Origin of the sequence: Cryobacterium sp. TMT2-4, from assembly GCF_004402575.1 — a bacterium.
Taxonomy (GTDB): domain Bacteria; phylum Actinomycetota; class Actinomycetes; order Actinomycetales; family Microbacteriaceae; genus Cryobacterium; species Cryobacterium sandaracinum.
Genome location: NZ_SOGE01000014.1, coordinates 120,404 through 138,448, shown reverse-complemented (window position 1 = coordinate 138,448; position 18,045 = coordinate 120,404). Strand labels below are relative to the sequence as shown.

Sequence of the window (18,045 nt, the reverse complement as noted above, 5' to 3'; positions counted from 1 at the left end):
TCAGTTCAGCTCCTCTAGTGCCTTGGTCTGCCTAAAGCTGATGATCGACACGATCGCGACCAGCAGGAAAATGATGATGGAGAACGCACTCGCCAATCCGTAGTCGCGGTTCGCACCGACGAAGGCGACCTTGTAGACCATCGAGATGAGGATGTCGGTCGCACCGACATTCACTCCCGCGGTAACGTCTCTCGGCCCGCCATTGGTGAGCATGTAGATGAGGTTGAAGTTGTTGAAGTTGAACGCGAACGACGAGATGAGCAGCGGGGCCACCGACACGAGCAGCAGCGGAAGCTTGATCAGCCGGAACACCTGCCAGGGCCGCGCCCCGTCGACCGTTGCTGCCTCCTGCAACTCGCCGGGAATCGACTGAAGAGCACCCGTGCAGACCAAGAACATGTAGGGAAAGCCGAGCCACAGGTTCACGAAGATGATGCTGAATTTGGCCAGCCACTCGTTTGTGAGCCAGGGTATTTCCGCCCCGCCGAACAGCACCTGGTTGACGAAGCCGAACTGCGGGTTGAGCAGCCCAGCCCAGACCAGCGCGGACAGGAATGCCGGGAACGCGTAGGGAAGAATCAAGACGACGCGGTAGACGTTGCGTCCGCGCATCCGCAGGTCATTGAAGACCAGCGCCAGAAAGAGCCCGAGCGCGAACGTGGTGGCGACAGAAAGGAAAGCGAAGGCAAAGGTCCACAGGGTCACGTTGATCAGCGGCCCCCGAATGGATTCCGTGCCGAACGCACGGGCAAAGTTATCGAATCCGACCTCAACTTTCCAGCCGGGGCGCAGTTCGGTACCGTCCTCCGCGGCGAACGCTCCGACCGTGCCGTCCTCGGCGTAGACGACGTTCGTCGTGGTGTTCGTCATCGTTCTCGCGGCCTCGTCGTAGACCAGATCGGACAGGTAGAGATAGGCCTTTGAGCCGTCCGGGGTGCGGAGCACCCCCTCGTTCGGGTCGTCGGTGAGCGGCACCGAGAGGGCCGCGATGACCTCTTGATTGGCAGCGATGTCGCTGAACTTGAGCGAGGTGTAGCCGGGAAGTGCGGTGGCGACGCCGTCGGCATCCGTCTCGGCATCGGTGACTTCACGCAGGGGCGCGTCGGTGCCGCCGACGCTGATCCGGCCGTCAGGGTCGGTGACGAGGAGGCTGTAGGCACCCAGTTGCTCGATCACGGTGATGTCATACGCGACCGAGTCCGGCACTCGTTGCTGCGCGGAGGCGATGAGTGATGCGACCGCGTCCGCCCTGGTGCTGTTGTGCCCGGTGCCGTAGTTCGTGAACGCGATGTAGCCGGAATAGCCCACAACAAAGATCTGGAAGATCACGAGGAAGATCAGGCCGGGGGTGAGGTACTTGGCCGGCAGAGCGTTTTTGCTGAAGTAGATCCAGTTGACGATCAGGGTGACTGCCAGAACGAGTCCGAAGATGACCCAGTCCTGTTTCAGGAAGAGCACGAAGAGAGCGTAGACGCTGATTGCGTCGACGATACCGAGGAGCAGAATTTTCACCAGGAGAATCTTGATCCCGACGGACGCCGCCTCGGCAATTCGTCCCGCCCGCTTGGATTGCCTCCACTGGGTGACCAGCGAGTTGTCGCGCGCGGTGCGATCGCGACCTGTTCGTGGGGTGGGCATCTTCGTCCGTTCTCTGGCGCCTGCCGGCAACCTTGCCTGATGTGCGGTGAGGGAGCACGCTGTGCCCGGCCCCCTGATGAAGCCGGGCACACGGTGTTACTTCGCGATGGCGCCCTGGATTTCGCCGGTCATCTTCTGCCACAGCGCTGCCGGGTCACCCTCGCCCGCGATGATCGCGGCCTCGGTGACGCCCCAGAACTGCCAGACCTTGCCCATTTGCGGGATGTTCGGCATCGGAACGGCGGTTGCTCCGACCGTACCGAAACCGGCGGTGATCGGGTCGGCGGCAGCTGCCTCGAAGGCGCTGGTCAGCGCGGGCGGGCGCCCGCCGACCTCGTAGAGCGCGGTCTGCACCTCTTCGGAGCCGATGTAGTTCACCAGGAACTCATTGGCAGCGAGAGCGTTCTTGGTCTTCGCACTCACGAAGAAGCCCTGCACGCCGACAAACGGCTGGGCAGGGTTGCTGCTGGCGGTCGGGATCGGGTCGATCGCGACGTCGATGCCGGCCTTCTGGGCATCCGGGACATTCCACGGACCGGAGAGGAAGAACGGCGATGCGCCGGCGTTGAACTTCTCTTTGGCGATGTCGTTGGTGATGTTCACGCTGAGGTGCCCTGCGGCGCCTTCGGATGCGAGCCAGGCCGCGTAGGCCTCTCCACCGGCGTTGCCGATCGAGAGGTCTTCGGCGTTGTAGCTGCCGTCGGAGTTGGTGCCGAACACGGGGGCGCCGAACGAGGTCTGGAACGGGTACAGGTGATACGGGTCCGATTCCGGTCCAACGGGCACGAGGAACGGGAACTCAGTGCCGGCGGCGGTGCCGGCGGCGACCATGTCCGCGTACGTCGCCGGCGCGGTCGGCGCCAGGGCCGTGTTGCGGAGGAGGGCGATGTTCTCGATCGAGTAGGGGACACCGTAGGTCTTGCCCTCGAAGGTCATCGCGGTGACGGCGACCGGCTGGAAGTCAGCGGTCGTATCGCCGAGTTCGACGGGCTTGAGCACGCCGTTCGAGACGAGGTTCCCGATCCAGTCGTGGGCGCCGATCGTGATGTCGGGGCCCTTGCCGGTCGGAACCTGGGCGATGAACTCTTCCTGGATCTTGGGGAAGTCCTTCTGGATGAGTTTTACCTTGACGCCGGATTCCTTCGTGAATGCCGCCGCCGCGTCTTTGAGGACCGTGCCGCGGTCAGCATCGACCCAAACCGTCAAGGTGTTGGCGGCGGCTTTATCGCCCTCGCCACCCTGCGGAGAGGCCCCGCCGGAGCATCCGGACAATGCGAGGGACGCTGCGACCACTACTGCGCCGGCAGCGACGAGACCTTTCATGTTCACCATCATTGGTGTGCCTTTCTCAGGACATTGAAAATTTATGCAAGCGTTTACATTTATAGCAAGTATCGGAACCATTGACAACTGAAATAGCCGGATCTGAATCTTGAGCAGGTGATGCGCTTAGCCCGCAGGCCTGCAAGCGCTTCCATAGTCACGAGAATGCCGTAGGGTTTCTTTTCATGACAGGCTCAGAGTGGTGGCGAACCGCAGTTATCTATCAGATCTATCCTCGGTCCTTTGCGGACGCCAACGGTGACGGGATGGGCGATCTAATCGGCATCACCAATCGTCTCCCTGCTCTCCGGGCTCTCGGGATAGACGCCATCTGGCTCTCGCCGTTCTACACGTCACCGCAGAACGACGCTGGTTACGACGTGGCCGATTATTGCGATGTCGACCCTCTCTTCGGCACGCTCGATGACTTCGACACCCTGCAGCACACGGCACACGAGCTGGGCATCCGCGTGATCGTTGACCTTGTGCCAAACCACTCCTCAAGTGAGCATCCGTGGTTCAAAGCTGCCCTCGCCGCCGCCGAGGGCAGTGAGGAGCGCGCGCATTACATCTTCCGTGATGGCCAGGGCGAACACGGCGACCTTCCCCCGAACAACTGGGATTCCGTCTTCGGCGGCAATGCCTGGACCCGCGTCACGAACCCGGACGGCACTCCCGGCCAGTGGTACCTGCACCTCTTCGACACCACACAACCCGACTTCGACTGGGACAACGAATGGGTGAAGGCGCAATTCCGCGATGTGCTCCGGTTCTGGCTCGACCGCGGGGCGGACGGTTTTCGGGTGGACGTCGCGCACGGCATGATCAAAGCGACCGGTCTTCCCGACTACACGCCTCCGGTCGCGGGCGGCAGCATGGGCGGTGCCTCGACGGAGGGGTCAGGCATCATCACCGAGTGGCCCGAAACCGCGCCCTACTGGGCCCAGAACGGTGTACACGAGATCTACCGCGACTGGCGCCTCATCCTCGACGAGTACCCGGGCGACCGCATCCTCGCGGCCGAGGCCTGGGTCGATCCGCTCAGCCACGTCGCCGAGTGGGTGCGCCCCGACGAGATGCACCAGGCCTTCAACTTCGCCTACCTCGAGACGGCTTGGGCCGGCCCGGCCCTCCGCCGCGTCATCGACGATTCCCTCGCTGCGTTCGGCGCAGTTGGTGCCCCGAGCACCTGGGTGCTCTCCAACCACGACGTCGTGCGCCACGCCTCCCGGCTCGCGCTCAACCACGAGAACCTGCAGGGCCACGGTATCGGGCCGACGACGCCCGACCTGCCCGACAGCGTGATCGGCCTGCACCGGGCCCGGGCCGCCTCGGCGCTCATGCTCGCACTGCCCGGCTCCAGCTACCTCTACCAGGGCGAGGAACTGGGTCTACCCGAGGTCATCCACCTGCCCGACTCCGCACGCGAAGACCCCACCTGGTTTCGCACCAACGGAGAGCGCTACGGCCGTGACGGATGCCGCGTGCCGCTCCCCTGGGAAGCCGCCGCTCCCTCCTACGGCTTCGGCCCCTCGGCCGAGAGCTGGCTGCCGCAGCCGGACGAGTGGGCGGGCCTCGCCCGCGACGCGCAGGTCGGCGTCGCCGGCTCCACCCTCGAGTTGTACACGCTGGCCCTGGGCCTGCGCCGGGAGCACGCCCTCGGGCTGGGCTCGGTGGAGTGGTTGGACGGCCACGCTGACGAGATCGTGGCGCTGCGCAACGGCGCGGTGACGGTCGTCGCGAACACGGGCGCGGCATCCGTGCCTCTGCCTGCCGGCGAACTCCTCCTCGCCAGCGGCCCGCTGCCCGGCAACACGCTCCCCGGCGACACCACCGTCTGGCTGCGCGCCTAGCCCCCACCCCAGGGGCGTTTGCCCAAACGAATTCGACGAGATTCTGCCCGAAACGGCCAGTTTAGAGCTCAAAACCCAGTTCTAGAGCAAAATCTCCGTCGAATTCGTTCGGGGCACGGGGCAGAACGGCGCTCGAAGGCGACGGATGCCGCGTGCCCCGGCGACGCGATCAGTGACCCCGCAGCGCCGCCATGGGACAATCGAAGGGCGTCGCCTGAACGGGGAGCGCATAGAAGGAGTAGCAGTGACCGGCACGGGGATCGACGGCGGAACCGAACACGGAACCGAACCGGGACCCGGCACCGACACCGACACCGACACCGAAGCCGACCAGGCGGCCGCGACGCGCGGGGATCTCGCCGAACTTCGCGAGCTCACGACAGAACTGACCCGGTTCATGCTGGCATACAAGTTCGCGACCGACGAGATGATGACGAAGATCAACATCTTGAAGGAGGAGTTCGCCTCCATCCACGACTACAGCCCGATCGAGCACGTCAACTCTCGGCTAAAGACGCCCGACGGGATCCTGAAGAAGGCCGTCCGCAAGGGCTGCCCGCTCGTCCTCGACGACATTCGCGCCCAGATCCAAGACATCGCCGGCATCCGCATCACCTGCAGCTTCATCTCGGACACGTACCGCATTCTCGACATGCTCACCAGCCAACTCGACGTCACGGTGCTCGAGGTCAAGGACTACATCGCCGCCCCGAAGCCGAACGGTTACAAGAGCCTGCACCTGATCGTCGACATCCCCGTCTTCCTGTCCGACCGGGTCGACGAGGTCACGGTCGAGATCCAGATCCGAACGGTCGCGATGGACTTCTGGGCGAGTCTCGAGCACAAGATCTATTACAAGTACCACGGGGCGGTTCCGGTGGATCTGGTGGGCGACCTCAAGCAGGCGGCGGATGCCGCCAATCGCCTCGACCTGAAAATGGAGGGCCTGCACGACCAGGTCCTGGCCATGGCGCCCGACGGCAGCGGAGAGACCCACCTGCTCGAGATCGCCGGGCTGTCGCAGCTGGCGCTGCCAGAGGGCCTCCTCGCGGCCATCGGCCGCGCCCGGACCGCCGAGTCCCCGCCCGAGTCCGCGCCAGTGACCGAGCCTGAGGACGAGACCAAGGCCGAGGCGGCCGGCTAGTCCCAGCTGGCCCGTGTCGGGGTCGAACTAGTTCGTGTTGGCGTACAGCCAGACGAGCGGGTTGACCTTGGTGCCGTCCTTGCCGCCGACGCGGATCTCGAAGTGCAGGTGCGGGCCGGTGGACATTCCGGTGTCGCCGACCTGGCCGATGACCTGGCCGACCGTGATGACGTCGCCGGTCTTGAAGAGCATCGAGCCGTGGATCATGTGCGCGTAGACACTGGAGACGAGCTCGCCGTCGATCATGTGGTCGATGATCATGTGCACGCCGAGGCTGCCTTCGCCGTCTTGGGCGTAGCGCACGACGCCGTCGGCGATCGACTGGATCGGCGCGCCCAGGCCCGGGTTGAAGTCCTGACCGCCGTGGTTGGAGGAGCAGCCCGCACAGTCGCGGAAGCCGAACTCGTCACCGATGTGCACGCCCACCGAGAAGGGCCATTGCACGGTGCCGTTCGGGTTGTTCGTGAAGGTCGCTTCCATCCGGATGCCGCTGGCCGCTGCGACCTCGGCGATGGTCTTCGACTCGTAGCCGTCACGCTCGACCGAGATGGTGTCCGCTCCGCCGGTCATGGAGAGCGTCTGGGCAGGTTCGCCCTGGGCGCTCAGCTTCGCGTTGTAGGCGGCGGCCTGCACATCGGCAGAGGACAGCAGCGCCTCGGCCGGCAGGGAGGTGGCCACGGCCATCAGGGCGACGAAGGCCATGGCGACCATCGTGACGCCCGTCGTGGCGAACTTGCGCACCCGATTGGCGGGGGCCGTCGCGGTGGTGCGGGGCTGGGGTGCCGGCGCGGTGGCGGCGGCCGGGTGAACGGCGGGCGCCAGGCGCTCCCGGGCCGATGCGCGGCGGGGGCGGGAGGCGGGCTGTTCCGCGCGCCGCTGCGCCCGGGTGGGGAAGGGGATCTCCGTGGACGTCGTGACGGCGGAGATGGCCGTCTGCAGCCGGTCCACGTCGGAGACCGGAGCGTCGGCGGCGGCCGGCGCGGCGATCAGGCGGTCCGAGTCAGCGATCGTCACGGACTCGAATTCGGGTTCAGCGAGGCTCGCGGCGACCAGAAGGTCGAGGTCCGGCGTCGACGGCCCGGCACCAGCGGGATCGGCGGCGGTCGGCGCGTCGGTGACCGCGGAGCCTGGAATGTCCAGCACCGGGACGGACATCCGCTCGCGCTCGCGCAGTTCGCGACGCGTGAGGGGCTTCGTTTCAGGGTCACTCACACCCGGCACCGAGGCAGCCGAGCTAGAGGAGTGAGGGAGCAAAGGATCGGTTCTTTCGGCGCATTGGACAGAAGAAGATAGTCGTCTTGGCCTCAACCAAAGTAACGAATCAGTACAGGCTACCGCCCGGAGGCCGGTTATCCCTACTCTTCGAAGCAGAATGACACCCGAAAAAGGGGCACTGCCTCCGTTTCCGGCGATCTCCCCGGGCCGCCACGAGCACGTCGGTCACCGGTGTTTCCGCGGCATCCGTCTCGTTCGAAGCGGTTCAGTCGCCTACGCTTCCGCGTCGGCCATGAAGTCATCGAAAAGTTTGGCCAGAAGGGGCTGGCAGACCCGATAAAGGTCGGGAGCCCCGGCAATGAGCAGGCCCATACCCTCACGGTCGGCTCCGAAGCCACCGACTCGAGCGCCGGCCTCGCGCGCCACCAGCGCGCCGGCCGCGTGGTCCCAGGGGCTCAGCCCGCGCTCGTAATAGAGGTTCAACCGCCCGGCGGCAACCGAACACAAGTCGAGTGCGGCCGACCCGATGCGACGGATGTCCCGTACCTCGCCGATCAGGCCCCGCACGACGTCCGCCTGCCGCTCTCTTTCGGCCGCGCGATAGGAGAAACCGGTGCCCAGCAACGCCAGCGACAGCGGCACGTCCGTCGGCACCTGCAGCCGGCGGACGCCCAGCCATGCCCCGTCACCTGCTGCCGCGGTGAACAGCTCGTCACCGGTCGGGTTGTAGACGGCGCCGGCCAGCGTGGTCCAGGTGGCCGGATCGGGGTCACCCTCGACGACGGCGATACTAACCGCCCAGGCCGGAAAACCGTAGAGGTAATTGACGGTGCCGTCGATCGGGTCCACGACCCAGGTCAGGCCGGATGTGCCGCGGGTGGCCGCCGACTCCTCTCCTAAGAAACCGTCATCGGGCCGGGCGTCGGCCAGGAGAGCCCGAATCAGCGACTCGGTTTCCCGGTCGGCCAGGGTCACGACGTCCTCCGGGGAGGACTTCGACGCGGCGACCTGCACCCCGACAGTTCTCCGCCGGGCAGCCATTTGCCCCGCGGCGAGCGCGGTGTCCTGGGCGAGGCGAAGCAATCCGGCTGAGGCACGTGTGGTCATGGTGCAACGCTAAATGATGCGGAAGAGAGAGTGGCAAGTGAGGGATTCGAACCCCCGAAGTCTAAGACGGCTGATTTACAGTCAGATCCCTTTGGCCACTTGGGTAACTTGCCAGTACGCACCCGACCATATGCAAAACACGTGACCGGAGACGCTCAGTCAGAATACAAGGTTTTGGTCCCCAGTGAGAAATCGGCACGTCCGGTACCTATCGGACGGTGGATATGATCGGAGATGACTCAACTTCATTCCCGATAGGAACCTCATGGTAGGCATCGATGACGTCGCCCGCCACGCGGGCGTCTCTACCGCCACTGTTTCGCGCGCACTCAGCGGCAACGGCCATGTATCCCCTGCCACCCGTTTAAAGGTCGAAGCATCCGCCGGGGAACTCGGCTACGTCGTCTCGTCCACGGCATCGAGTCTCGCCTCCGGCCGGATGAAGAACATCGGTGTCGTCGTTCCGTTCCTTGACCGCTGGTTCTTCTCCAGCGTTGTCGAGGGTGCGCAGAAATCCCTCTTGAAGAACGGCTTTGACCTCACCCTGTTCAGCCTGACCGGCGGCGGAGGCGAGCGCCGCATCGTGTTCAACCATTTCCTGCTGCGTCAGAGAGTGGATGCTGTCATCGCGATTTCGCTCGAACTGACCACGACCGAAGTCGCCACCCTGCACGCACTCGACAAGCCACTGGTCGGCGTCGGCGGCCCGATCGAGGGTGTTCGCACGCTCACGATCGACGATGTTGCCGTGGCCAGGCTCGCCACGGAACATCTCCTCTCCCTGGGCCACACACGGATCGCACACATCGGCGGAAATGAGGACGTCGACCGGGACTTCCATCTTCCCACCAACCGCCGGGTCGGCTATGAGTTAGCCCTGACGGCAGCCGGAATCACTCCGGCTGCCGAATTGTTCAGGCCTGCGGACTTCACGATGAAAAGCGGCTACCAAGCGGCCATTCAACTTCTTGGCAACCCGCGCGGTCGGCCGAGCGCCGTATTCGCCGGCTCAGACGAGATGGCGATCGGAGTCATCCTTGCGGCACGGGACCTCGGCCTCGTCGTGCCACGGGACGTGTCCGTGATCGGAATCGATGACCACGAACTCGCGGACTTCTTCGGCCTCACCACGATCGCCCAGTTTCCGCAGGGGCAGGGCGAGAAGGCCGTCGAGATCCTGCTGGACCGGCTGCGTCCGGGCCAGAACCAGCTCTCGTCCCTGAACACCCCCATGCCATTCGAGCTCCTCGTGCGCTCCAGCACTGCCCGGCCGGGCGAATAGGCACCCACTGGGTACTATTGCAGGCATGGCAGACTCAACGTTCGACATCGTCAGCAAGGTAGACCCGATGGAGGTCGACAACGCCCTCAACCAGGCGCACAAAGAAGTCGCACAGCGCTACGATTTCAAGAATGTCGGCGCCTCGATCGAGATGAGCGGCGAAAAGGTGCTCCTGAAGGCCAACTCCGAGGAGCGCGTCAAGGCCATCCTCGAGGTCTTCGAATCCAAGCTGATCAAGCGCGGCATCTCCCTGCGCAGCCTGGACGCTGGTAATCCCTTCGCCTCGGGCAAGGAGTTTCGGATCGAGGCCTCGATGAAGGCAGGGATCGACCAGGAAAATGCGAAGAAGATCAATAAGATCATCCGCGACGAGGGCCCCAAGGGCGTCAAGAGCCAGATCCAGGGCGACGAGCTGCGGGTCAGCTCGAAGAGCCGCGACGACCTGCAGGCCACCATGGCCCTGCTCAAGGGCAAAGACCTCGACGTGGCCCTGCAGTTCGTCAATTTCCGCTAGGCCCACGCCTGCATTCACCAATTCGACGGAGATTTTGCCGATTTCGCCGCGGAAGTGCCTCAAAGCGTGTTTTTACAGCAGAATCTCCGTCGAATTCGTTAGGGGCGCGTTCGGCTCCGGCGAGGTTCAGGAGAACGCTTCGATCATGCTCAGCACGGCTGGGGTGAGTAGCACGATGAACAGCACCGGCAGAATGCAGAAGATGAGTGGGAAGAGCACCTTGACCGGGATCTTCATCGCCTTCTCTTCGGCGCGCTGACGGCGGCGCAGGCGCATTTCCCCGGCCTGCACCCGGAGCACGTCCGCGATCGCGATGCCGTAGGTGTCGGCCTGGATGACCGACCGGGTGAACCGGCGCAGGTCCGATGACGAGGTGCGGTCGCCGAGCGCCTGATAGGCGTGCGTTCGGGTGCGGCCGATGCTCATGTCCTGCAGGGTGCGGATGAATTCCTCCGCGAGCGGCCCCTTGCCGTTCGTCGCCGCCTTGGCCATGGCGGCCTCGAAGCCGAGGCCGGCCTCCACGGCGATCGTCATCTGGTCAAGGGTGTCGGCCAGGGCGTTCTGGATCTTCTCTTGTCGCTCCTGCCCGCGGCTGATCAGGAGAAGGTCGGGCACGAAGAAGCACAGAACCACAAGGAGCGCACCGAGCACGAATCGCGTCGGGACCGGGTCCCCGCTGATCCACAGGAGCGCCAGGAGCGCACCGGCGGTGCCCGCGAGCGGCTTGGCGATGAGGATCTTGTCGATGGTCCAGGCCGGGGGCCGACCGGCGAGCGCCAGCCTGCGGTCGAGCATCCCGAGGTACCCTCGGGGAGCTAGTTCGCGCATCGTTCGACCCCGTCTGACGCGCGTTGCGGTCGTCCCGACGAGGTTTAGACCTGCATCCCCGAGGTCGGTGATCGGCTTGCCAGCGCGACCGCCGACGAGGATGCCGACCAGGACCGCGAATCCGCCGGCAACGGCCAGCGAGGCAAGCATTGCGATGAGTGAAGGCACTGGATTCTCCTAGAACTTGACCTTGACGACGGCCATCATCCACAATGAGCCGGCGACGAGCAGGATGGCGGCGACGACCAGGGCGGCGATGCCCCAGATGCTGCCGAAGAAGCCGGCGAAGTAGTTCGGCTGCGTCAGCAGCAGAAACGTGAACACCCCGATCGGCAAGAGGATCAGCACCCAGGCTGACATCTTTCCCTCGGCGGCGAGCGACTTCACCTGGCGACGGATCTCGTTACGTTCCCGGATGGTGTGGCCCACCCGGTCGAGCACCTCGGACAGGTTGCCGCCGACCTCACGGTTGACGGCGATCGCCTGCGCCACCCACTGGAAGTCCTCGCTCCGCATCCGGGTGGCGGTGTTGTCGAGAGCATCACCGAGGTCCCGGCCGATGCGAGTCTCGTTCACGACCCGAGCCAACTCGTCCGCCGACGGCGACGGCGTCTCCTGGGAGGCCGCGTCCACCGCCCGCAGCAGGCTGTGACCGGCCCGCAGGCCGCCGGCCAGAAGCGCAAGGGTTTCGTCGAGCTGTTCCGCGAACTTTGCGCGACGCTGCCCCGCCCGCACGTGAAGAAACACCTTCGCTCCGATCGGGCCGAGCGCCGCGAAGGTCGCCAGGAGCGGTATCGCCCAGAAGGTGCCGTTCCCCAAGAGCAGGCCGGTCAGGGCCAGCACGGTCGACGTCGAGAGCACCATGAGCACGAAGCCGGACGGCTGCATCCGGATGCTGGCCTGTTCCAGTTCCTCCGCGGTGAACGGCGCGCGGCCGCGACGAAGGATCGCACCCTCGATGGCCTCGACCGTGCGGTCGGTCACCCGGGTGAGGGTCGACGTGTCCACCGCGCCCGGCGCTCGACGGCGTTCCAGCGGCACCCGGGGCCGTGGTGGTGCGATCACCAGGAAGACGATCACGAACAGGGCGATCAGCGCGGCGGCGATTCCTCCGTAGAGGGCCAGCTCATTCATCTCTGGCTCCGGGTGACGAGGTTGGCCTGGAACACGCTCGGGGACAACGGAATTCCGAGGTCCCGGAATTTGTCGGCGAACCGGGGCCGCACGCCGGTCGCCACCGCGTGGCCGAGCAGGCGTCCGGCCTCGTCGACGCCGGCACTGTAGTCGAAGACGAAGGCGTCCTGCAGGGTGACGATGTCACCCTCCATGCCCTGGACCTCCGTCACGTGCGTGACCCGACGGGTGCCGTCCTTGAGTCTGGTGATCTGGATGATCACATCGATCGCCGACGAGATCTGCTCTCGGATGGCGCGCAGCGGCAGGTCCATTCCGGCCATCAGCACGAGGGTTTCGAGCCGGGCGATCGCGTCGCGCGGCGAGTTCGAGTGAACGGTCGAGATCGATCCCTCGTGCCCGGTGTTCATCGCCTGCAGCATGTCCAGGCTCTCGCCACCGCGGCACTCGCCGATCACGATTCGGTCCGGCCGCATCCGGAGGGAGTTGCGCACGAGGTCACGGATGGTGATCTCGCCTTTACCCTCGATGTTGGCCGGCCGGGATTCCAGCCGGATCACATGGTCCTGCTGTAGCTGCAGCTCCACCGCGTCCTCGATGGTGATGATGCGCTCATTGGAGGGGATGTAGGCGGAGAGCACGTTGAGCAGCGTCGTCTTCCCGGTTCCGGTGCCGCCGGAGACGATGATGTTGAGTTTGGCCTTCACGCAGGCATCCAGCACCTGGGCCATCTCGGCGCTCAGCGTGCCGAAGCCGACGAGGTCGTTCACGGTGAAAGGTTCGCGCGCGAACTTGCGGATCGTGAGCGAGGAGCCGTCGACCGCGAGCGGCGGGATGATCGCGTTCACCCGCGAGCCGTCGGCGAGGCGCGCGTCCACCAGCGGCGACGACTCGTCGATGCGGCGCCCGACCTTCGACACTATGCGCTCGATCACCCGGCGCAGCTGGGCCTCGCTGGTGAAGCGGGCAGCGCTGCGGCTGAGCTGGCCGTCACGCTCGACGAAGATCTGCTCGTGGCCGTTGACCATGATCTCGGTCACGCCGACGTCGGCGAGCAGTGCCTCCAGCGGGCCGAACCCGAGCACGTCGGCACCGATCTCGGCGATCAGCCGGGTGCGCTCCTCCGGACTGAGCGGAACCTGTTCGGCGGCGACGATGCTGCCGAGTTCGGCCCTGGCATACGAGTGCAGCTGTTCCTCACTCAGGCTCGGGTCGTTCAGGCGCGTGCCGATACGGCCGAAGAGTTCCTGTGCCGCCCGTTCCTTGAGTTCTGCCAGTGGGTCAAGCGGCGGCGCCGGGATGGGCGCGGGTTCCGGAGCGGGAGCCTCTGCCTCCGGTGCAGCTGTGGCCTCGGTGGAGGGTTGAAGGGCAACGTCCGTCACCGCCCTCGATGCAGAGAGGTTGCCGTTGCCGGTCTTCTTGTCGAGCTTGTGCAGTGGACCATCGCGGCGTGCCGCCTCCACTCGGTCGGTCAGTTTCATGCGACAACCACCCTTCGATGCAAGCGACCGCGTTTGAGTGACGCGCTGGGGTCGAATCGGCGCACCAAGTCCGTGAGGGCAGCCGACGCTGGATTTTTCTTTCCGTTCTGGAGCAGCGGAATGCCACGATTCGTGGACAGCGTCACCAGGCTCGATCGGGGAACGGCGACGTCCACCGGCACACCGATCGTTGCCTCGACGTCCTTCACGCTCAGCCCGCTCACCCGGTCGGCGAAGTTCAACACGACATGACGGGCCGGCGGCATGATGCCGATGGTGGCGAGAACGGCGAGCTCCTTGCGCAGGCCGCGTGCACCCGGCACGGACATGTCGCAGAGGAATACGGCGTCTGTGGCAGCCTCGAGGGCGGCCAACGCGTGTTCACCCAGGCCGGGCGCCGTGTCGATGATCACGAACCGAAAGATCCCGGCGAGTTGGCGAATCAGGTGACCGAGCTGCTCGCCGGTGACCCGGTCCCCGTCGGCCGGCGACTCCGCGCCGCACACGACGTAGTAGCCGTCCGGATGCGGGGTGAGGTAGGCCTTGAGCACCATGGCGTCGTTGGCCGCGACGGCGGTGACGGCATCCGGCAGGAAGCGTCCGGGTGTCAGCGACAGGGCCATGGCCACGTCCCCGAACTGCACATCGGCATCGACGAGCACCACCGACAGCGGGGCCAGCTTGGCGAGGCCGACGGCCAGGTTGGTCGCGATCGTCGTCTTGCCGACACCGCCCTTGGCGGCCACCACCGCGATGGTCTGGCGCGGGATGACCTCCGGCTCCGGAGTCTCCTCGGTCGTGGGCGGATCGAGGGTGGGGGGTTCGAGGGTGGACGGTTCCTGCTCATCGGCTGCCGACCGGTCGTCGAGTGCGGTGACATCCGCTAGCCCGATCTCGCCCGAGCTGCCATCCCGGGCTTCGTCGCCGGGTCCGACGGCCGAGGCCGTCTGCGCTACCGACCCCAGCACCCCGTCACGCCAGGGGCTCAGTCGTGGGCGGCTCATTGGAACACGACGCTTCCGTCGACGACCGCTGAACCGGTCTCATCAGCCGTCTTCGGCTCGATGGTGAGCCACACGCTGCCGAATTCCTTGCCCCAAACCAACTTCTGGATATCTGCGGTCGGCCGAGCGAGAGTGACCATGACGGTCTCGGCTGCCTCGGCTGCCGCGTCCGCTCCGTCGGCAGGGGGCGTACTGGTTCCCTCGCGTACCGCGGTGACGAGCACCTTGTGGAAGACCTGCCTGCTGATTGGCGTGTCTTCGGCGCCGTCAGCGCCCTTGATGGTAGCGGAAATCACGACGCCGACGGTGTCGCCCGGCTTGATCGTGCCGCCGACCACCCGCTCGACGGAAAGGGCGATGCTGACCGCCTGCATTCCCTCCGGCAGTGCGACGTCTCCGCTGGCCGCCCGCGTGGCGGGCGTCACCCAGCGAGACTCGAGCAGCTGCTCGCCGGGCATCAGTGCGGTGTCCGCCACCAAGCCCTCCAGGTCGCTCAGCTTCGTCACCCGGCCCGGCACCGCGGCGAGGGCCGGGATCTGCTTCGCGGTGATGAGGTCGGTGATCGCGCTCGCCTCGGTGCCGGCTGGGATCTCATCGGCGACCAGGTAGACCGATACGAACTCGGCGCCGTCGGCTGCTCGCGCGTCGGCGCTGTTCACGTAACCGGTGAGCACGACGGTGCCAACGATGGCCAGAACGATCGCGAGGATCGCGCCAATGAGTCGGGTTTTCATTGCAGCTCCTACTTGATTAGGTTGACGCTGGTTGCGTTGAGTTGAGGCCCGCCCAGTCCGAACGCCCCGTCGATGGAGACCCATTTATTGAAGTAGCCCTGGATGCCGTTCCAGTTATTGCTCTTGTCGCTTTCATCGCAGGGTTTAGGGGCCTTGGGGTCCTTGGGAGCCTTGGGAGCTGTTGGGGCTGCGGCGGGGCAGAGCGGGGCCAGTGGATCGAGGACCTTGGTGGACGGGAAGTTCCAGCCGGTGATGGTGAACCCGGCAAAGGCGAAGATGCGATACTCGGCGTTGGTTCCCGTGCCACGAACGCGGTCATAGATCGGCACCAGCACCGTCGTGCCCTTGAGGCTTTCCAGCTTCGACTTGCAGTCGGTGTTCACACTCCCGCCGGCGTCGCTGCCCACCCAGAGCTGCCCGGCCGCGTCAAGGTTGAGACTCAAGTTGACGATCGCCACGCAGGCGTTGGCGTTGTCAAGCCAACCAAATCCCCCGGGGATGACTTCCGCTGAGGGAGCGTGCTTGCAGATCTTGTTGGTGTCGGTGCGGATGGTCACATGTTTGCCCGACGCCGCCAACGACTCCTGAAACTCGCACCAGGACAGCGCGAGCGCGAGCACGGGGCCGGACCCCGGGCCGCCCCACTGCGCCGTGGCGGTCGCGCCCACGGTCGTAGGGTCGATGCCGATGAACCGGGCGAAGGGGTGACTGATGGCCCCTGCATTGGTGCCGGCGACGCGGGTGCTGTCGGAGACCGTCACGGTCTTGTTAGCCATGCTGATGCTCGGTGCCAGCACGTTGGCGGCGCCGTCATTCGCGTTGTCGTTGGTGAAGCGCGCGGCGGCGCCGGCCGGATCGGTGCAGACACCGTCCTGGCAATCGCGGGCGATGGCGAGGGCAGCGGCATCCGCGCCGTTCTGAAGCTGTGCGCGCTCCGCGTAGAGGGCCCCGACATCGACTGCAATCGCCACGAACCCCAGCAGAGGCACGAGCAGGATACCGACCATCACAGCGCTCGCACCGCGCTCGGAACGAAGCCCACGATTCAACCACCGCATAGCATGACTCCTTTGCCGGTCAGGGGAAGCGTGGTGCCGAAATAACCGGTCAGAAGTGACACGCTGTAGGTGATGGTGACCGTGACGGCCTGGTTGGCGGCACACGCCGCGGGCGTGATCGAGATCTGGCCGCCCGACATGCTCGGGCTGATTGACGGGGCGGCGGCGATGGCCGCGGTTTTGGCCGTCGACTGACTGTTGTGAATCGCCATGTTCCTGGCGCCCTCGCGGGCCGCATTGGACAGCGAAATCTGAATGTTGTAGAGCCGGCTGAACTCGATGAGGCCGAGCACCAGCAGCAGGAGAATGGGCAGCACGAGCGCGAACTCCACGGCGGCAGCGCCGCGTTCGCCTCGTCGATGGAGGAAACGCATCATTTGGTGGCCCCTTCGGGTAGGCCTGGCGTTGCGGGTGAAAGTCGGGGGTGAGTGCGGGCGGCGGCGGCTCGTTTTGGCAAGCCACCGCCGGCGCACGGGGTTCTGGCGGATCATGTTCCGCCGGGCACGCGTCGGTTAGCCGGGGGTGCCGCCGAGGTCGACCGCAACGCCATTGAACATCCCCGTCAGGGCGAGGCCGATTGCGCCGACAGCGCCGATGATGACGACGGCGATGAGCGAGACCATGAGGCCGTACTCCACTGCGGTGGCGCCCTCTTCGTCGGTGCGCAGGCTGTTCATGAGGGCCTGAATTTTGGTGTAGAACTTCATCTCGGGTTTTCCGTTCTGTGTGGGCCGGCCAGGTCGGCCGAGCGAATGACCACAAGCTACGTTCGTCGAGAAAACCTCACTACGCCCCAAAAGGGGGGGTCCCTGTCTTAGGGGTAGCTGAATGAGCGCTAGATGAAATCCGAAAGCGGCGTGACAATGACCCGCGACGTGGGCTTGTCGCGAGCGAGGCCGTCATTCGGGTTCGGGCCGGTCAGTTCGAGTGGCTCAGGGAACCGCGCGGGAGGTGTCTCCGGGCGCGCCGCGGGCAGGAAGATTCGGGTACACAGGTACTCCTCGGGTGAAGCGAACTCGCCGTAGGGTCGGTGACAGCGTCACCGTAGCCCCGTTTCAGCGAACGTCCTGGCCCCCGCCGGGGGGGAAAATTCAGGCAAACAGCACGCCCAGGAAGGCCCCGGCGAGCATGGACGGCCCGAACGGGATGGAGCCCCGCAGGGTCACCCGGCGAAGCGTCAGGGCAACCAACGAGACCAGGCCGCCGATCAGGAAGGCGCCGAAAGCACCGACGAGAAACGGGGTCCAGCCCAGGTAGCCGAGCGCAAGGCCGATCACGGCGGCCAGCTTCACGTCGCCCATGCCAATGCCGCCGGGCGAGATCAGGGCGAGCACGAGATAGAACGCGAACAGCGCGGCACCGCCAAGGAAGGCCCCGAGCAGGGCCTGCCAGGCCCCGGATGCCGCCGCCGCGAGCGTCAACAGTATCGGTAGCACGATCAGCGAGGGGTAGACCAACGCGTTCGGCAGACGCTTCTCGTTGATGTCGACGACGCTGAGCACCACGGCAATCAGTGCCAGGTACAGATACGCCGGCAGCTCCCACCCGACCCCGAACTCCCACACGACCAGGGCGACCAGCAGGCCGGTCGACACGGTCACCGCGGCACGCACCGGCCAGGCGAAGCGGCGGCGGATGCGCAACATCCGTTCGACAATCCCGGTCAGGAAAACCCCGAGTGCGGCGCCGATCAGACCGGCGACAATCGACAGCCAGGGCGCCACGCGCGT

17 protein-coding genes and 1 tRNA gene are annotated in these 18,045 nt (G+C 65.6%); 4 read left to right on the top strand and 14 right to left on the bottom strand.

What is annotated here, in order from left to right; genetic code table 11:
* On the bottom strand, positions 1 to 1,638 hold the full coding sequence (locus tag E3O54_RS04375) for an ABC transporter permease subunit (RefSeq protein ID WP_134372042.1): 1,638 nt from the start codon (positions 1,636 to 1,638) through the stop codon (positions 1 to 3).
* 96 nt (positions 1,639 to 1,734) lie between these two features.
* Positions 1,735 to 2,973, bottom strand: coding sequence for a maltose ABC transporter substrate-binding protein (locus E3O54_RS04370; RefSeq protein ID WP_104100719.1), 1,239 nt, complete (start codon positions 2,971 to 2,973; stop codon positions 1,735 to 1,737).
* A gap of 173 nt (positions 2,974 to 3,146) precedes the next feature.
* Here E3O54_RS04370 and E3O54_RS04365 point away from each other — a divergent pair, with 173 nt between their 5' ends.
* Positions 3,147 to 4,814, top strand: coding sequence for a glycoside hydrolase family 13 protein (locus E3O54_RS04365; protein ID WP_104100718.1), 1,668 nt, complete (start codon positions 3,147 to 3,149; stop codon positions 4,812 to 4,814).
* A 244-nt stretch (positions 4,815 to 5,058) separates the two neighbouring features.
* Positions 5,059 to 5,958, top strand: coding sequence for a GTP pyrophosphokinase family protein (locus E3O54_RS04360; protein WP_370247288.1), 900 nt, complete (start codon positions 5,059 to 5,061; stop codon positions 5,956 to 5,958).
* A gap of 27 nt (positions 5,959 to 5,985) precedes the next feature.
* On the opposite strand, the gene E3O54_RS04355 is transcribed toward E3O54_RS04360, so the two are convergent.
* The 3 genes from E3O54_RS04355 to E3O54_RS04345 all read right to left on the bottom strand — a co-directional run bounded on the left by E3O54_RS04355 (position 5,986) and on the right by E3O54_RS04345 (position 8,393).
* On the bottom strand, positions 5,986 to 7,170 hold the full coding sequence (locus E3O54_RS04355) for a M23 family metallopeptidase (protein WP_134401010.1): 1,185 nt from the start codon (positions 7,168 to 7,170) through the stop codon (positions 5,986 to 5,988).
* Between the two features lie 276 nt (positions 7,171 to 7,446).
* Complete coding sequence (locus E3O54_RS04350; RefSeq protein ID WP_134401009.1) at positions 7,447 to 8,280, bottom strand: inositol monophosphatase family protein; 834 nt, start codon at positions 8,278 to 8,280, stop codon at positions 7,447 to 7,449.
* A gap of 31 nt (positions 8,281 to 8,311) precedes the next feature.
* Positions 8,312 to 8,393, bottom strand: a tRNA-Tyr gene (locus E3O54_RS04345).
* A 152-nt stretch (positions 8,394 to 8,545) separates the two neighbouring features.
* Between E3O54_RS04345 and E3O54_RS04340 the strand changes: the two genes are divergently transcribed.
* On the top strand, positions 8,546 to 9,562 hold the full coding sequence (locus E3O54_RS04340; protein WP_104100715.1) for a LacI family DNA-binding transcriptional regulator: 1,017 nt from the start codon (positions 8,546 to 8,548) through the stop codon (positions 9,560 to 9,562).
* 25 nt (positions 9,563 to 9,587) lie between these two features.
* Positions 9,588 to 10,076 (top strand): YajQ family cyclic di-GMP-binding protein, encoded by a 489-nt coding sequence (locus tag E3O54_RS04335; RefSeq protein WP_104100714.1) that lies wholly within the window; start codon positions 9,588 to 9,590, stop codon positions 10,074 to 10,076.
* A gap of 126 nt (positions 10,077 to 10,202) precedes the next feature.
* Here the strand turns inward: E3O54_RS04335 and E3O54_RS04330 are convergent, their stop codons facing one another.
* From E3O54_RS04330 to E3O54_RS04290, 9 genes are all read right to left on the bottom strand, one after another.
* Positions 10,203 to 11,072 (bottom strand): type II secretion system F family protein, encoded by an 870-nt coding sequence (locus E3O54_RS04330; protein WP_241972956.1) that lies wholly within the window; start codon positions 11,070 to 11,072, stop codon positions 10,203 to 10,205.
* Positions 11,073 to 11,081: 9 nt separating this feature from the next.
* Positions 11,082 to 12,038, bottom strand: a complete 957-nt coding sequence (locus E3O54_RS04325; RefSeq protein ID WP_134401008.1) for a type II secretion system F family protein — start codon at positions 12,036 to 12,038, stop codon at positions 11,082 to 11,084.
* Complete coding sequence (locus tag E3O54_RS04320; protein WP_134401007.1) at positions 12,035 to 13,519, bottom strand: CpaF family protein; 1,485 nt, start codon at positions 13,517 to 13,519, stop codon at positions 12,035 to 12,037. Before E3O54_RS04320 ends, E3O54_RS04325 begins: the two co-directional genes overlap by 4 nt.
* Positions 13,516 to 14,523, bottom strand: a complete 1,008-nt coding sequence (locus E3O54_RS04315; RefSeq protein ID WP_104100710.1) for an AAA family ATPase — start codon at positions 14,521 to 14,523, stop codon at positions 13,516 to 13,518. The genes E3O54_RS04320 and E3O54_RS04315 overlap by 4 nt, the downstream gene beginning before the upstream one ends.
* The gene (gene cpaB / locus E3O54_RS04310; protein WP_166790081.1) at positions 14,520 to 15,257 is read right to left on the bottom strand and encodes a Flp pilus assembly protein CpaB; all 738 of its coding nucleotides are present in this window, start codon (positions 15,255 to 15,257) and stop codon (positions 14,520 to 14,522) included. Before cpaB ends, E3O54_RS04315 begins: the two co-directional genes overlap by 4 nt.
* Positions 15,258 to 15,265: 8 nt before the next feature.
* On the bottom strand, positions 15,266 to 16,315 hold the full coding sequence (locus E3O54_RS04305; protein WP_134375457.1) for a TadE/TadG family type IV pilus assembly protein: 1,050 nt from the start codon (positions 16,313 to 16,315) through the stop codon (positions 15,266 to 15,268).
* On the bottom strand, positions 16,303 to 16,647 hold the full coding sequence (locus E3O54_RS04300; protein WP_241972954.1) for a TadE/TadG family type IV pilus assembly protein: 345 nt from the start codon (positions 16,645 to 16,647) through the stop codon (positions 16,303 to 16,305). The genes E3O54_RS04305 and E3O54_RS04300 overlap by 13 nt, the downstream gene beginning before the upstream one ends.
* Before the next feature lie 180 nt (positions 16,648 to 16,827).
* On the bottom strand, positions 16,828 to 17,022 hold the full coding sequence (locus tag E3O54_RS04295) for a Flp family type IVb pilin (RefSeq protein WP_104100708.1): 195 nt from the start codon (positions 17,020 to 17,022) through the stop codon (positions 16,828 to 16,830).
* 384 nt (positions 17,023 to 17,406) lie between these two features.
* Positions 17,407 to 18,039, bottom strand: coding sequence for an A24 family peptidase (locus E3O54_RS04290; RefSeq protein WP_241972953.1), 633 nt, complete (start codon positions 18,037 to 18,039; stop codon positions 17,407 to 17,409).
* Between the last annotated feature and the right edge of the window lie 6 nt (positions 18,040 to 18,045).